The organism is Rubripirellula lacrimiformis (assembly GCF_007741535.1).
GTDB lineage: Bacteria > Planctomycetota > Planctomycetia > Pirellulales > Pirellulaceae > Rubripirellula > Rubripirellula lacrimiformis.
Genome location: NZ_CP036525.1, coordinates 6666088 through 6682370, shown reverse-complemented (window position 1 = coordinate 6682370; position 16283 = coordinate 6666088). Strand labels below are relative to the sequence as shown.

Annotated in this window: 10 protein-coding genes; 5 read left to right on the top strand and 5 right to left on the bottom strand. The window is 57.0% G+C overall.

What is annotated here, in order from left to right; translation table 11 throughout:
- Positions 1–972 carry an aminotransferase class IV gene (locus tag K227x_RS23400; RefSeq protein ID WP_145173575.1) on the top strand — a complete coding sequence of 324 codons (972 nt, stop codon included), beginning with the start codon at positions 1–3 and terminating at the stop codon, positions 970–972.
- A gap of 51 nt (positions 973–1023) precedes the next feature.
- Here K227x_RS23400 and K227x_RS23395 read toward each other — a convergent pair whose 3' ends face one another.
- Positions 1024–1437, bottom strand: a complete 414-nt coding sequence (locus K227x_RS23395) for a carboxypeptidase-like regulatory domain-containing protein (protein ID WP_218933482.1) — start codon at positions 1435–1437, stop codon at positions 1024–1026.
- A 77-nt stretch (positions 1438–1514) separates the two neighbouring features.
- Positions 1515–2585, bottom strand: a complete 1071-nt coding sequence (locus tag K227x_RS23390) for a DUF1559 domain-containing protein (RefSeq protein ID WP_145173569.1) — start codon at positions 2583–2585, stop codon at positions 1515–1517.
- A gap of 135 nt (positions 2586–2720) precedes the next feature.
- On the opposite strand from K227x_RS23390, the gene K227x_RS31480 reads away from it, so the two are divergent.
- The 3 genes from K227x_RS31480 to K227x_RS23380 all read left to right on the top strand — a co-directional run bounded on the left by K227x_RS31480 (position 2721) and on the right by K227x_RS23380 (position 7800).
- Positions 2721–2846, top strand: coding sequence for a hypothetical protein (locus tag K227x_RS31480; RefSeq protein WP_261343414.1), 126 nt, complete (start codon positions 2721–2723; stop codon positions 2844–2846).
- A gap of 227 nt (positions 2847–3073) precedes the next feature.
- Positions 3074–6490: an amidohydrolase family protein gene (locus K227x_RS23385; protein WP_145173566.1), complete on the top strand. Its 3417-nt coding sequence runs from the start codon at positions 3074–3076 to the stop codon at positions 6488–6490.
- The gene (locus K227x_RS23380) at positions 6487–7800 is read left to right on the top strand and encodes an amidohydrolase family protein (protein ID WP_246146129.1); all 1314 of its coding nucleotides are present in this window, start codon (positions 6487–6489) and stop codon (positions 7798–7800) included. The genes K227x_RS23385 and K227x_RS23380 overlap by 4 nt, the downstream gene beginning before the upstream one ends.
- On the opposite strand, the gene K227x_RS23375 is transcribed toward K227x_RS23380, so the two are convergent.
- The 3 genes from K227x_RS23375 to K227x_RS23365 all read right to left on the bottom strand — a co-directional run bounded on the left by K227x_RS23375 (position 7801) and on the right by K227x_RS23365 (position 14411).
- Positions 7801–10044, bottom strand: a complete 2244-nt coding sequence (locus K227x_RS23375; RefSeq protein ID WP_145173563.1) for a hypothetical protein — start codon at positions 10042–10044, stop codon at positions 7801–7803.
- A complete protein-coding gene (locus tag K227x_RS23370) occupies positions 10041–12860 on the bottom strand; it encodes a leucine-rich repeat domain-containing protein (RefSeq protein WP_145173560.1) in 2820 nt (939 codons plus the stop codon). Before K227x_RS23370 ends, K227x_RS23375 begins: the two co-directional genes overlap by 4 nt.
- Positions 12861–13193: 333 nt before the next feature.
- Positions 13194–14411: a RimK family alpha-L-glutamate ligase gene (locus K227x_RS23365; protein ID WP_145178356.1), complete on the bottom strand. Its 1218-nt coding sequence runs from the start codon at positions 14409–14411 to the stop codon at positions 13194–13196.
- A 266-nt stretch (positions 14412–14677) separates the two neighbouring features.
- On the opposite strand from K227x_RS23365, the gene K227x_RS23360 reads away from it, so the two are divergent.
- Positions 14678–16243, top strand: a complete 1566-nt coding sequence (locus tag K227x_RS23360) for a bifunctional GNAT family N-acetyltransferase/carbon-nitrogen hydrolase family protein (protein ID WP_145173557.1) — start codon at positions 14678–14680, stop codon at positions 16241–16243.
- The last annotated feature ends 40 nt before the right edge of the window (positions 16244–16283 follow it).

The following is a 16283-nucleotide window of genomic DNA, read 5'->3' as shown; positions in this document are numbered from 1 at the left end:
ATGCCCGATTCCACTTCGCAACCCGTTGGATACCTTTGCGGACGCTGGGTGAATCATTCCGAAATGTCAGTTTCGGTGGATGACGCCGGGTTTCGCCAGGCTGTCACCGTGGTGGAACGATTGCGGACCTACAACCGTGTACCCTGGCAGGTCGATTTGCATCTCCGCCGCTGGCAATCATCGCTCGACTACCTGGGGATCGTGGGGACACCCCCGCCCGATGAAATGCGGTCGTTGATGAACCAGTTATTGGTTCGTAATCGTGATTGGGACTCGGCGACGGATGACGTTGGCATCACCTGGTTCGCAACGCCTGGGAATGTTGGGATTGATGCGGCGGACCGTTTGCCAACCATTGGCATGCACCTGAACCGTCTGGATGACGCAGCCCACCGCCGACGTTGGGCGACAGGGCAACCGTTGGTGGTCACCTCGGTTTGTCAGCCATCGCCGGACGCATGGTCGCGGTCGATCAAGACACGCTGCCGGTTGCACTACTTTCGTGCCGACCAAATCGCAAGATCGGTGCATCCGTTGGCCGCGGGGGTTTTGGTGGATGCGGACGGATCGATCACCGAAACTAGCATCGCAAACTTGGCGATTGTGGAATCGGGGATCATCACGTCGCCACCGGAGGACCAGGTCTTGCCGGGCGTGACACAAAAGATGGTCCAGCAATGGGCGGCGGCAGAGTCGATCCCGTGGCGAAAGCAGCGATTGACACCATCGCGACTGGTCGCTGCCGATCAAGTGTTGTTGATGGGAACCGATGCGGGGTTATGGTTCGCCAGTGATGTCCGAATCTGGGCATCCGGTTCTAAGCCGGCATCCGATTTTGTGCCGGGGGTGGATTGTGGAAACGCAAACCTTGCAAATCCAAGCTCGGGAACCGAAATACCAAAGGCCGCGGGCGGGGACGTCTTTCAACGTCTGTTCGCCCACGGCCCTTGGAATTTCAATGTCGCAGATTGATGGCGGCTGGCCGGGTGCCCCCAGACAAAGGACCAGCCGCCACCGTCTGAACTAGCTGTTTTGTTCGACCAACTGGAAGTGAATTTCGTTGGTGTCAGCTAGCACTTCGATTTCGCTTGGTTCCAGCACCAGTTTGCCCGTGGGGCGACGGCCCCGTTTGGGACGATCGATCCCAGCATCGCTGGGACTGCTTTTGCCGATTTCGAACCGAATCTTGTACTTGCCTGGGATCACACCGGCCACGCCTGGCAGGTAATAGGCCTCGTATTCGCCGTCCGAGTTGGACAGAGCTAGAGAGGGTCGGCCGCCCGACAGCGGGACGAATTCAATGCTGCCGTTTTCAATCGGTTGGCCTGACATGGTCAACGAGCCACTGACGAATCCCATGGGGGGACCCGAAGGGCTGCAGCCAGCCAAGGTGAGACATCCGATTGCAAGAGTCAATGAGATTTTGTTGATGGACATTGGATTGAACGTGGATAGGGAGTGCTGTGTTGGAAACATGGAAACGCAATGGGTCGAAAAGTGGTTCGCGATTGGGATCAGTGTTCTTCGCGGATCACGTAGCCGTCTGCACGACCGGCAAGAGCGGGGAAGACATTGACGAAGTCGACACTGTCGGTGATGAATCGAACGGATCCGTCACCCATCACAAACTGGACGCCGCCGGTGTGAGCGGATCGGTAACCGTTGTGCAGTGTGTTCTCGTCTTTCTGGGTGTAGTTGTTGGCGTACAAGCTATTGTTGGGATAGCGAGGTACGGTCACGTTGCTGGTGCGGCCCGATGCCGAGCTCCATTCAAAATGGCTGGGCCATGCAGCCCAAGCACCGCCTGCTCCGCGTCCTGGACGCGAGTCTTGTTTGGTTCCGTCGAAGTGATGCAGGAAATTGGAGTGTTCACCGACGGCCAGCGTATGCGAGGTGCCATCGGTCACGCTTGAGAAGCGGCGCTTCTGAAAAACATTGTTGATGATCGACAGAAAGCCGTCGTCTTGAAGCCATCCGTAGCCGGTCCAGGTCGCGGTGTTGGCGTAGTATCGATCCCAAGCAAATGAGTCGGCTCCGGGGCGGAAATAGAAGCCCACGTTTGCCACATAATCAGGGATCTGGATGTTGTAGGTCTCCGGGGCCCCGATCGCCTGGGTGCCTGCCGTTGCCGTGTGCGTCCGTTCGTTGGGCATCGGGTTGGATGGGCAGTTGTAGCCTGGAACCCGCAGGTTCGACATCACTTCCCAGTTGTAGTTCGTACCGCTGCCGGTATCGGTAAAGTCAGTGCCCGAGAAGGTGAACTGCTCGTACGCCGCTGACTCTTCAATTTGCGGCAAGATCATGGTCAGCCAGGACGCGTTGCTGGTCCGGTTGGATCCTTCCCACAGGTCTTTGTCAGTGCCGATGTTGGCGGGGAACTGCTGGAACGTTCCGTGGTAGTTGTGAATGGCCAATCCGAGTTGTTTCAGATTGTTTGAACATTGCATGCGTCGGGCAGCTTCACGAGCCGCCTGCACGGCCGGCAACAATAGGCCGACTAATACGCCGATGATGGCTATGACAACCAACAGTTCGACAAGGGTAAATGCGAGACGACTTCGTACGGTACGGAAGCGAGTGTTCATGAGATCAACAGAATGGAACGGGGTTAGAGAGGGACGCGGCCAAGGTTCCTTGCGATGGCTCGCTGCGTGATAGCGTCGTTTGCAATCAGTCGGTGTTCGGCTGGCTGCAAAGTCATCCGCTGTCGAAAGGGTGCAATGCAATCCGAAGGCCGAAGTCCGATCTGGGCGACCAGCGACCGTGCCAAGCAATCGGTCGGTGATGGCCTAATTGGGATGGCGGCGACGCCGTCGACCAAATTGGGGTGGCGATTCCGCGACTGAGCACCGACGGAAAAATTTGAAAAATCGGATGATGATGGTCATGCCGATGCCGGGCGGGCGGTGGGGGTAGCTGGCCCGCTGCTGATGTCGTTTGCATACGATGCGCAGAAAACTAGCAGCTGCAGAAAGAACTGGCTCGCTGCCCGCTTTCAAGCTGCTTGTCGATCGGGATTGGATTAAATTGGGGGCCAGTACTTTGTTCGCTGATCCCTTTCCCGGTGCTCTGCATGACGCGTTTACATTCCCTCGCGATCACGGTTGGCTTGTTGTCCGCCGCTATGTTCGCGCCGATGGCGTATTCCCAAACCACAGGTCGCTATGCGACTTCGGTCCAGCCTGCCGAAGGATTGCGCAGTTCTGCAGCAGCACCACGATTGCTTGAAGGCGGTCAGGTCGTGACCGCGCCGGGTGCCGATCCCATCGATGCCGACGTGCTGATCGATGGCACAACCATTGTGGCGGTTGGGCGACCGCTAAGGGTTCCTGATGGGACCGAGCGTATCGACGTTAGCGGACGACGTATCTATGCCGGCCTGATCGACGCGATGCACGATGTGGATGTGCCGGAGAAGACGGCGCCGCAAGTGGCGAAACATTGGAATGGGAACGTTACACCACGCAATCGGGCGGTCCACGTCGCCAACCAGACGCATGACGGAATCGAAAAACTACGCAAACAAGGCATTGCCGCGCAATTACTGGCTCCCAAGGGCGGGATCTTCAAAGGGACCAGCTGCCTAGTGGCCCTGGTCGATCCCGACGATGCCCAACGTCTGATTGTCGCGGATGTTTTCCACCATGCCACGCTGACCAAACCACGCGGCCAGTCGCGTGATCGCTATCCCAATTCGCCGATGGGCGCCACGGCGCTGCTGCGACAAACGTTCTACGATGCCCAGTGGTACCAGGACGCCATGCGGACCTACCAGATCGACCCGGGGCTATCGCGACCCGACCCCAGCGATGATCTGCAACAGATCGCAGACATGATGCACTCGGGAACCGTTGTGATCGATGCGGCCAATGAACGGATGGCGCTGCGAGCGGGAAACGTTGCCGACGAATTTTCACTGAACATGATTCTGCGTGGATCGGGCCGCGAGTACCGAGCCATCGATGAAATCAAGTCGATGGGGCGGATGATCTTGGTGCCTGTCGATTTCCCCGACGCACCCAGCACGGCGACCGTCGATAAGGTTCGCAATACGCCGCTAGTGGACTGGATGCATTGGCATCTGGCTCCGGAAAACCCCGCTCGGCTTGCCCAAGCCGGTGTGCCCTTCTGTTTGACCACCGATGGTTTGGACAATGTCGACGACTTTATCAAACAGGTCCGCGTCGCTGTCGAACGCGGTCTCGATCCCACCGTCGCTCACGCCGCGCTGACCACGACACCGGCAAAATGGTTGGGCGTCGATGATTCGCTTGGCCGTGTCGAAGCCGGGATGTTGGCTAGCCTAGTGATCACCCGCGGGGATCTGTTCGACACGGAAACCAAGTTGGTCGAAACTTGGGTCGCCGGTCAACGATTTGAATTCGACGCTGATTCCAGCCGACCGGATGACCCCTTGATTGGGCAGTGGGAAATCGGGCTGACGACAAGTGACGGGCCTGTCCAAGCAACGGTCGAGTTCGTGAAGAAGAAAAAGGGAATCGAGGCGACCCTTCGCTTGGCGAATCCCCCGTCGGATGCAGCCAAGGACAAGCAAGCCGCGGACAAGCAAGCCAAGGACAAAGAAGCTGAACCGGTGGAGTCCGAGGATGTGGAATCGGATGACAATGATTCCGACAGCAAGGAATCCGGCGATGCAGAATCCGACGACGCAGAATCCGACGATGCACCGGCCGCTGACCAGCCGCGATCGGTGAAGTTGACCGATTTGATCCGGCAACGCGGTCGGTTATCCGGAAAGGCCAAGCTGCACGCGTTGGACGATCGTTTTGCCGAGGGGATATCCACTTTCACTCTGTTGACGGTCGAAACAACGCGTGACGACGACATCGACGTGAAGGTATTAGCGACCTGGACGCCGCCCAGCGGGGACACCCAGGGGATCGCGATTCGTTCGGTCCAGCCCAAATCGTCCCATTCCCAATCGTCACCGTCGGATGATTCAACAGTCACATCCACAGCCGATGAAACCAAGAAAGATGCACCGCCCGAACCTGCCGACGATGCCGATTCGCAGTCGGATGCTTCGAAGCCGGACGCGCCGAAGTCCGTCGCCGCCGATTCAAACGCAGCACAGCCTGATACCGATCTGCCGATCGATGTGGTGTACCCCTTGGGTGCCTACGGTCTTGCCCAACCGCCCGCGGTCGATGTCGTCTTGTTCCGCGGAGCAACCATTTGGACCTGTGGCGACCAGGGGAAAATCGTCAACGGTGACGTCCTTGTGCGCGATGGGAAAATCGTCGATGTCGGGACGCAGTTGGCGGAGGTACCCGGTTGCCGCATCATGGATGCCCGTGGAAAACACATCACTCCGGGGCTGATCGATTGTCACTCGCACATTGGCACCGACGGTGGCGTGAACGAGTCCGGCCAGGTCGTGACGGCCGAGGTTCGGATCGGGGACTTCATCGACAACAGTGACATTTCGATCTATCGCCATCTGGCCGGTGGCGTGACCACGGCCAATATTTTGCACGGATCAGCGAACCCCATCGGCGGTCAAAGCCAGACGCTGAAACTTCGCTGGGGTGCGTCGATGGACGGGATGAAGTTTGTCGGAGCGCCCGCGGGAATCAAGTTCGCGCTCGGTGAGAACGTCAAACGATCGCCCAATCGGTATCCCAATACTCGGATGGGCGTTGAACAGATTTTGCGAGACCAATTCTTGGCGGCCCGGCAGTACGACGCGGCTCGGCAAGCTTGGGATCGCGGGGACCGCAACACACTGCCGCCGCGTCGCGATCTGCAGCTGGATGCGATCGTGGAAATTCAACGCGGGGATCGCTGGGTGCATTGCCATAGCTATCGCCAAGACGAAATCGTCGCCACGTTGGACGTGTTGGAAGAATTTCACGTCCAAATTGGAACGTTGCAACACATTCTGGAAGGTTACAAGGTAGCCGACCGGATCGCCAAACATGGTGCGATGGCTTCGTCGTTCGCCGATTGGTGGGCCTACAAGTTCGAAGTCTTCGATGCGATTCCCTACAACGGGGTTCTGTTGCATGACGCCGGCGTGGTCGTGTCGTTCAACAGTGACGATGCCGAACTGGCCCGTCACCTGAACACCGAGGCGGCCAAGGCAACCAAGTACGGTGGCGTGCCGGAGGAAGAAGCGTTGAAGTTTGTCACGCTGAATCCCGCCAAACAACTTCGCATCGACGATCGTGTTGGATCGATCGAAGTCGGCAAAGATGCCGACCTGATCGTTTGGAGCGGACCGCCGTTGTCAACGACGACGCGGTGCGAGCAGTCTTGGATTGATGGCCGCCAATATTTTTCGCTGCGGATGCAACAAGAACTGCGAGAACGAGATCAGGCATGGAAGGCTCGGTTGGTTCAAATGGCGGCCGGTTCGGGCGAACCGGCTAGCAAGAAGGACAAGAAAGAATCGGTGGATGAACAAGATCGATGGTTGCGATACGACGAATTCTGTAATGCCGGTGGAAACCGCGGAGGTCAACAATGATGTTTTCAAATAGTCCAATACGTGTCCTAGCCTTCGCATGCATCACGGTCATGGGAACGACCCTGACCGCCAACGATCAGATTCCCGGACGGCCACAGTCGCGTCCAATCCTGATCCGCGGGGCGACGATTCATCCTGTCGATAGCGCCGTGATCGAAACCGGATCGATCCTGTTTGACCAAGGTCGAATTGTCGCGGTCGGGGAATCCGTGGATGAACCCCAGGACGCGCAAGTGATCGACGGCAGTGGCAAACATGTCTACCCGGGGCTGATCGAGTCGATGACCGACCTGGGGCTGCGAGAGATCTTGTCGGTTGGCGAGACCGTCGATTCGCAGGAACGCGGCGATCGAAATCCGAACGTCCGGTCCTGGGTCGCGGTGAACCCTGACAGCGAACTGATCCCGGTCGCCCGTGCCGGCGGTGTGCTGATCGCGCACGTGTCCCCCGGTGGCCCTTTTGTGCGTGGGCAAACCGCCGTGATGCAATTGGACGGATGGACAGCTGCGGAAATGAATCTGCGTGCACCGGCCGGTCTAAGCGTTCAGTGGGATGCGCTGATGCCCAGGGACAACGACGCTGCGGCCGAGGCCAAAAAGCGAGACGAGAAACTGCGAGACTTGGATCAGTGGTTTGATCAAGCCGAACGTTACGGCAAGGCGGTGGAAGCCGGCGAGATCGATGTCGATTCGGATCTGCGGTTGGCGGCACTGTTGCCCGTCCTGCGTCGACAGCAACCGATGTTTGTGGAAGCCAACCGCCAGGCTTCGATTGAATCTGCGGTTGCCTACGCGGTGGGCCGTGACATCGATCTGGTGATCTATGGCGGTTACGATGCCGAATCCTGTGCCAATCTGTTGAAACGCTATCACGTGCCGGTGATCGTTGCCGGAACCTATCGATTGCCGATGCATCGCGATGATCCCTACGATGCTCCGTACACGTTGCCCGATCGGCTGCGCCGCGCGGGAGTGACGTTTTCCATCTGTGGCGAAGGACCTGGATATCCCGGTGGATCATCCAATGCTCGTAATTTGCCGTATCATGCGGCCAATGCGGTTGCCTACGGATTGCCAGCGGACAAAGCGATCGAGGCGATCACATTGACCGCCGCAAAGATATTGGGGGTGGACGATCGAATCGGTTCGCTGACGGTCGGCAAAGACGCGACGCTGATCGTGTGCGACGGCGATATCCTGCAAACGCAGACTCAAGTGACGGATGCTTACATCGGTGGGCGAACGGTCGATTTGACAAGCCGGCACACGATGCTGTTCCAAAAGTACCGCAAGAAGTACTTGGCGGACTGATCATTGCGAATTGCGAAACTCGCCTTTGCGAATTGCCTGGGCGACACCGTGAACATTGTTTTCGATTCCACGGTAGTGGCCGTTCCCCAATGTTTGGGGAACGGCAGCGGTGGTTTCCATCAGGTGCACGAACGTGGCGTCCATCAATGTGGCGTGCGAGCGGTCGATGAATAAATCTACCCATAGGTCCCATAACACGTTGTCGTGGACAGCCGATTGACGCACCATTTCAGCCAATCCTCGGGCTGCCCGCTGGGAATCGAACTTCCGGTTGCTGGCATCCCGCCATGATGCGGAAATCGCTGCCAGTTTTAGATACAACAGATCGCTGTAGGGTTGTTCAAGCATTTTTGCGACTGAAATGGCGAAGCTGGCAGCGTCACCCTCTTCGCCGTACCACTGCGGCATCAGTTTGAACATGATCGACAGGTGTGGCTCTAGTTCGCCGGGATACCGCTGTGTTGCTTGACGGGCAATCGCGTCGATGTTGTCGAGACTGCCGTCGGTTTCAAGGCGACATGTCAGGAACGCTTCCAGTGCTGCCAGCGGTAGGTCTTCGCCCGAATCGATCGCTAGCTGCAGCGATTTGTTCGCCGATTGGATGTGTTTTTCGAACCCCTCCCAGCCGCTGGCCGTGACGCTGCTCGCGAAGCCGGAACCGCGCAATTGCCAAGCGTAGTCATGGTTCCCGATGCCATCGGCTGTCAGCGCGATCGTGCTGCCGCTTTCTTTCCAGGCGGTGAACTTTTTCATCGCTTCCCCGTCCGGTTCGGATTCGATCAGTTCTCTTACCCGATAGGCGATGCCCGCCAACAGGGAAGAACGCAGCGACTCGGATGTCCGGCCATAGCCCAGGCGGTGCTGGGTATCGATGATCGCCAATAATTCCTCCAGCACGTCAAACTTGCCCTCGACGGTACGCCAGTAGGCCCACCATTTGACTTGCCCGGAACCGTGTTTGGGCCAACTGACTTGTTGGCAAATTTTCAGTTGCCCGGCCTCCAACATCGCTAGCCGGTCACCGCTGCGGCTGTGAGCGATCCGGGTGGGAATCTGTTTTAGAATTTTGGGTGGCGAGTGCGCTCGATTGCGTGTGTTGTAAAAGAACAGGATGGGCTGTTCGGCACCTTGGTAGAAACGTGTGCCGGCAATTAAGAAAGTATGGGATTCGTCATCCGGTTTCACGGGCGAAAGTAAATGCGGCTGCCAAAACATGTGGTACAGCAGCTTTTCCGGCTCCAGCTTTCCGTCTTGATAGTAGAGCTGGAAAATGCCGTCTTGGTCGGCCCAGACGCATTGGCCTCCACTGATCGCGACGTCGATGTTGGGATCCAATCGCACCGATTCGGGACCGTCATCGTTGACCGATTCGACGATCTGGTAGTCCTTTTGGACGTAGAGGCGTGGAACCTGGTTGACGGCAACCGCGATTTTCAACCCATCGTCGCTCAGTGCCGCAGCAGAGACTTTGGCTTGGTTCCGCAGCTTGTAGTCGTTCCATGTTTTCAGCTGCGAATCACCGCCGAACAATTGGCCCGACTCGGTCCGCATCAATGTCGTATCGTCGTTGATGTTCACGAACCATTGGGCGATGGGATCACCGACACCGTCGCACTGGCCGATGACCGATCCGTCCTTGCTGCTGATCCGCACGATGGTGTCGGCGGATGCGACCAGCATGTCCTTGCTGTTGCCACAAAAACGAACCGCTTCGGGGGCAGCCGCGCCGGCGGCGAATACCGCGGGAAGTGCCAAGTGCCCGACCAGGGATCCATCGTCCATCTTGTACATCGCCAGCCCCTGGGCATCGATCAACACCATACGCGAACCGTCCGACGACACATCGAAGGCTTGCGGGCCTAGAAACTGCGTCTTGTCGAGTTCCACCAGGACGTCTAGTTCGGGGGCCGGGTCCGCATAAGCTTTTTCAAGGAAAGTCAGCATCGCTTGATCCTTTCCTTCGGTTGGCCAAGGCACCAATTCGGCGGTGACCGGGTCGGGACAGGTCAGCTTTTGATCGAATGAAGTGACGTATGCCATCTGCGGCGGACGGTTGACTTGATACCCCGAATTGGTCATCGGCCATTCATAGGTCGATGAGTCGTCACTATCCGCCAACGTCCAATCGGCTGTCGGCGGTATCCACGCTACGGGGCGAAACACCGGATCGTCGCAACCGACCGCCGCCAACAGGATCGTCGTCCAGCATAGAACCCGGAACCCAACTGCTAGTTTGCGGTTCATGATTTTGTCTCGTTCGGGTTCAGGTTCGATTTGGGGGCTTCGGTTGGTTCGTCGGATCGAAGGTCTGGCAGCACGTCGTCTACGGCGCGATCCGGATCGGCGGGACTCTCTGGGATCAAGATTGCCGCCGGATTGCCACTGACCCGACCGGCCGGTTGTTGGGCGAATTCTTTCAACTGGGCAAAGGCGTCAATGTTGATCAATTCTTCGGCATGCGACATTCCGCCCATCATCGAGGCTGCGAAAAATCTGCCTGCTTGCGCTTGCTGCATCCAACGAGCTTGCAGTTGGTTCATCTGCCACTGATCACGGTCGACGATTCGTCCCGAAGAAATCAGTTTGGCAGCGAGTTCCGTGGAATATCGTGTCGGTTCGACATTCAGACTTAACTCCGGCACACGGGACATCAGTTGTGCCAAGGTCGCCTCCGGTATCTCGTTGTCGCCGATTCCAATCCATCGCAAGGATCGTCCTGATTGGATGATCGCGTCGAAGTGTGCCTCGGTCAGCGTGGCGTCTTCCAAATCGATCGATACCAGAGAGTTGTTCGCCAGCAATGCATCCAGCGCTTGTGGGCTGATCCCGACACCACGCAGCGACAGTTCTTTCAGTTCTAGGCAACTGGATAGGAAGTCCAATTCGGTGTCGGCAACCGACGAGTGATCCAGCACCAATCGCGTCAGTGCCGAATTGGAACACAGATGCGCGATCGCTTTGCCCGTCACCTTCGTGTCCCGCAGGTTCAGGTTCGTCAGGACCGAAAGCCTCGGCCATGTCAGCACGATCGAATCGTCCAGCGGCGTGCCGGGTAAGTTCAACGACGTCATCGTGTCGCGGATCCGCAGCGAACGCAGACCGTCGGCCGTTACGTCGGGGTAAGCGATGGTTAGCTGGTCGATGTTTTGGCAACTTTCCAGGGCAGCCAGCGTTTGATCGGTGACTCCGGGACCGCCGACGCCAAAGAATCGCAGGTCACGCAGGCCGCTGATGGTGCTGTTGGCAGACAGTGGTCCCTGCAAAGAGAATCCTCGGAGGGCGGGGGCGTCAATCAATTCAAGGTGACCGACATTCCCCAGCCGAAGGTCCATCGCCAACGAAGGTAATCGAATGATTTTTGCCTCTTCCAAATAGGCTGTCATCGTGTCGCCAATCTCTAATGATTTCAGATGGGGGCGATCGATGATGGACAGCGACGGAATTTCCATTCCGGCATTCATTCCAAAGTACATGACGCTGTCGGTGTCCGTTTTCGGCGACAATCGCAGTCGTTCCAGTCGCGGGAACGAATCCAGAATCCATTTCACATCGGCCGAATCGGTGTCGCTTGAATCCACTGCGAAGCTGGTCAATTGCGCCATCGCCGCCAATTTTCGCCACTGGTCTTTGGTGACGCCCGATCCCGCCATGTGCAATTCGGTGATGCCCTTATTCTCGGCCAGCGGCGATAGGTCGACATCGCCTAGCGGAACCTGGTCCAGGTCGATCAACGCAGGCCCATCACCACCGCCAATTCCGGCGATGATCGCCTGCGTTGCTTCCGATGACAATTGTTTCAGCGGTTGCGATCCTTGCCGGGCTCGGTCGTAGGCGGCGATGCCAAGCTTGTTCAGTTGGGGAGTGTCCTTGTAACGGAAACTTTCGATGCTTCGCGCGTCAAATGACAATTGTTGCAACTGTGGTGCCCCATCGATTTGAATGCGACGAAACCATAATGCGCCGGGGATGGATGCGTTGCGGGGAAGACGTTCAATCGACTGATAGGTTTGTTCGTTGATGTTGGACAATACAGGGACATCACGAAGCGTTAGGTCGTACTTCTGAAACGAATCGAGAGCCAATGTTTTCAATAACGGCAGCTCGGCCAGTTCAATCGTCATGGCGTTTGAATTGGGTTGCGATTCCAATTCGTTGATGGTCAACGACGCCAAATGGGGCCAGCCAATGATTTTCAATTGATCCGAATCGCCTGGCATCGGATGCCCCAAACGCAATTCGCGAAGCGTCCGAGCGAACGGTTGGGGATCGCCAGAAAACGATCCGTCCATCGCTGCAGCCAACTGGTCTGCGACCACGTCGGTGTGCATGATGCTAAGCCGTTGCAGCGACATCATCGGATCCAAACGCTGCAACACATCGGCGGTAACGTTGGTTCGGTTCAGGTTTAATGTGGTTAGCCTGGGGATCGCAGCGATCGCTTGGAACGTGCGAACATCCAATGGTCGTCCGGCTAGTCGCAAGTCGACAAGATGGATGTTGTTGACTTGCTGTTCGAAGATTTTTAGATCGTAATCGCCACCGCCAATTCGCAGCCCCTGCAGTTCGTCCAGGTCAACGATTGATTGCAACTGCGCCGAATTGGGTTGTTCCATTCGAACAAATCGGAACTTCCGCATCCGCGCGGTGACGGCTTGGGGAATATGATCGGCCATGATCTCTGGGACCCAGCTTTCGGCCACATAGGCGGCTCCCATGTTGCTAAATGTGAGAGCCTTTTCTTGGTATTGTTTGGCATGTCCTTCTAGCCGTTGCCAAAGAGCGAACCCGATGGCAACCAAGCTGGTCGCTAACAAGACATCGGCGATCGAGATCCGAATGCCGCGCTGGGGCGTCGCAACGCGACCTCGATTTCGTCGGCGAACATAGATCGTCAGCAGGCCGGCCACCACGGCGATCGCGGCAAGGTTGATCGCGAGCGCCGCCCAGGAGAAACGATGGACCTTGGCGGCTGTATCACTGCTCGGCGGATACGATACCCAGTACCGAACCGGCCAGCCGCCGATGGTTGGCGGTGCGGGAGCCAGGGATCCGAAATCCACTACCGTGTCCATGCCCCCACGCGAGATTCGTTCCACCGCCAAGTACGAATAGGGCCAATTCAGAACCGCCGCTATCGCAAGACATGCGGCAATCGCGCCGAACCGACTCCATCGCGGCGGGATTGAGTGTGTAGAGACATGGTCCGGCATATTGAATCGATGCGAAAAGAAATGGGGCCAGTGGACCCCGGTGGGGGTTTCAGTCCACCCATTGTTTCTGATCGAGCGCGCCAATTCAACATGCAGCGGCAAATGTTCTAGTTTACCGCACAGCCCAGAGCGGGCACCGCAGGCCGAAAACCTGCGAACACCCGTGGCATCGAACTCTCACCACTAGGACGTGTGGGATCCGGATGCTGCTTCGCTGATCATTTCGGCATCCAGCGATTTGACCTTCGGAGCACGCTGTTTCCGGGTCTTGCTGGGGACCATCCCCTTCATCGATTCCTGTTTACCGAAACACAGCAATCGGTCACCCGGTTCTAGCGTTCGTGAATGTTTTGGGTTGGGGATCACGGTTTTGCCGCGGTACAGCGTCAGCACGTTGATGTCCTTGTCGGTGAACGCGGCCTCGGCGATCGTCATGCCAACAAAGTGAGATCCTTCGGGCACAGCCAGTTCGCAAACACCGTAGCCGCGGCTGACCGTCAACCGTTGTCGAATGTCCATTTCGGGGAAATCGATATGGGCGGCGCAGTAGTCGACGATGGCCCCGGCAATGTCGGTTTGAGTCGCTCTTTCGATTCCTTCCAGTCCGGGCGAACTGTTGACTTCCATGACCTGTGGACCGTCCTTGCCTTCCAACATGTCCACGCCTGCGACCCGCAGCCCCATGATCTGGGCGGCCCGGATCGCGGTTTCGCGGTATTGGTCATCCAGTTCGATCGCTTCGACTTGGCCGCCACGGTGTACGTTGCTGCGGAATTCGTCGCCTTGGGCGACTCGCCGCATCGCACCGATCACTCGATCGCCGATCACGAACGCTCGTACATCGCGTCCCTTGCTTTCGGCGACGAAGCCTTGCACCAACACGTTCTGTTTGGCTGTCTGCAGGGTTTCGATGATGGCTTCGGCGATCTTGATCGAATCGGCCAAGATCACTCCGACGCCTTGGGTGCCTTCCAGCAGTTTGATGATCACCGGCGCACCCCCGATTCGCTCGATCGATGGGATCACATCCGCACGGTCTCGGACAAACGTGGTCCGCGGCATGCCGATGTGGTGACGGCTAAGGATCTGCATGCTGCGCAGTTTGTCGCGACTATTGGAAATCCCTCCCGAACTGTTCGAAACGAACACATTCATCTGTTCCAGTTGGCGCACCACGGCGGTACCAAAGTAGGTGATGCTGGCTCCGATCCGAGGAACCATCGCATCGAAATCAGCAATGGGCTTGCCGCGATAATACAGGTCTGGCTTGCCGGATTGCAGATCGATGGAACACTTCAGGGTGTTCACCACAGACACCTTATGCCCACGATCCTTGGCGGCGGCGACCAGGCGCCGAGTGCTGTAGCAACGAGGGGCGGTCGACAGGATACCTAGCTTGATCATGGGATGCTCTGCTTGAATTCGCGATTAGGAAAAGAGTGAACGCCGGGAACGATGGCAAGAATGATTCCGCGGTGACAGCCGCAGTCTACGCCGATTGGAGCTTTCAGTGCCATTGAAATATTGGCTGTCGATTCCCGCAAAATCAGTCAAGAATCACTTGTCGTCGGATCGCGAATAGCTCTAATGCTGCCCGCGTTCTGCCTGCGAGGTCTTTCGTCGCAATGAGTAACCGCGATGCCTGTTGAGGGATTTGGAAGTCTGCCATGGAACCGCTTGATTTAGCTGAATTTGAATGGAAGATGGTCGTTCGCCCACTGACGATCGACGACTTTGATGACCTGATCGCGTTGGCCCGCAAGTGTTTTCCGGGAATGGAACCCTGGGGCCGCGACCAGATTGAAAGCCAGTTGGCGGTTTTCCCCGAGGGGCAACTTTGCGTCGAAATCGATGGCAAACTGGCGGCTTCCTCGTCCAGCCTGATCCTAGAATATGACGCCGGTCTGGAATGGCATAACTGGAAAGCGATCGCCGATTCGGGCTACATTCGAAACCATAAACCCAAGGGTGACACCTTGTATGGGATCGAGATCATGGTGGATCCCGAGTTCCGTGGGATGAAACTTTCGCGGCGTCTGTACGATGCACGCAAAGATCTTTGCCGCCGGATGAATCTATCGCAGATCATCATCGGCGGTCGGATCCCTGGCTATCACAAATTTGCCCAGGAAATGTCGGCTCGCGAGTACATCGACAGTGTGCTGGAAAAGAATAGCTATGACCCGGTGCTGACCGCACAACTGTCCAACGGCTTTGTCGTTCGTGGTCTGACCCCCAACTACCTGCCCTCGGATACGGAATCCTGTGGGTACGCCACGCACGCCGTGTGGAGCAACCTGGAATACATCTCGGGCGCCAAACGCCGATTCCATCACGTGATCGAACCGATCCGCGTTTGTGTGGTTCAGTACCAGTTGCGGACGATCCAGACTTTTGAAGAGTTCGCCAAGCAGTGTGAATTCTTTTTGGATACCGCATCGGACTATAAGTGCGACTTTGTGCTGTTCCCGGAACTGTTCACGACCCAGCTGCTGTCGCTGCCGGGAGTGGATGCTTCGCGGCCAGGCCAAGCGGCCCGCCAACTGGCCGACTATACGCCAAAGTACTTGGACATGTTTACCGAGATGGCGATCAAGTACGACATCAACGTCATCGGTGGGTCACAGTTCGTGGTCGAAAATGACACGCTGTACAACGTTGCCTATCTGTTCCGCCGCGACGGGTCGATCGGCAAACAGTACAAAATTCACATCACGCCAAGTGAACGAAAATGGTGGGGAGTCAATCCAGGGAAATCGGTCGAAGTGTTCGATACCGATTGCGGACGGATCGCGATCCAGGTCTGTTACGACATCGAATTCCCAGAACTGACACGGATTGCAACCCAGAAAGGTGCACAGATCGTCTTCGTGCCATTCAATACGGACACCCGCCATGGATATTTGCGGGTAAGGTATTGTGCCCAGGCGCGTTGCATCGAAAACCACTTGTATGTGGCGATCTCGGGGTGCACCGGGAATTTACCGTTCGTGGAAAATTCCGATATTCACTATGCCCAGTCCGGGATCTTTACCCCCGCCGACGCCGAGTTCGCTCGCGATGCGATCGCGGCGGAATGCAATCCCAACGTCGAAACGGTCATCATTCATGACCTGGATTTCGAACAACTGCGACGGCACCGTGAACAAGGGTCAGTCCAAAACTGGAACGATCGCAAACGCGACATGTACAAAATCGTCTACGAAGAAGACGGTAAAACGCACGAGATTTGATACGCATGTGCGAGCCATCATGTGTCGGTCAAACGGCAAA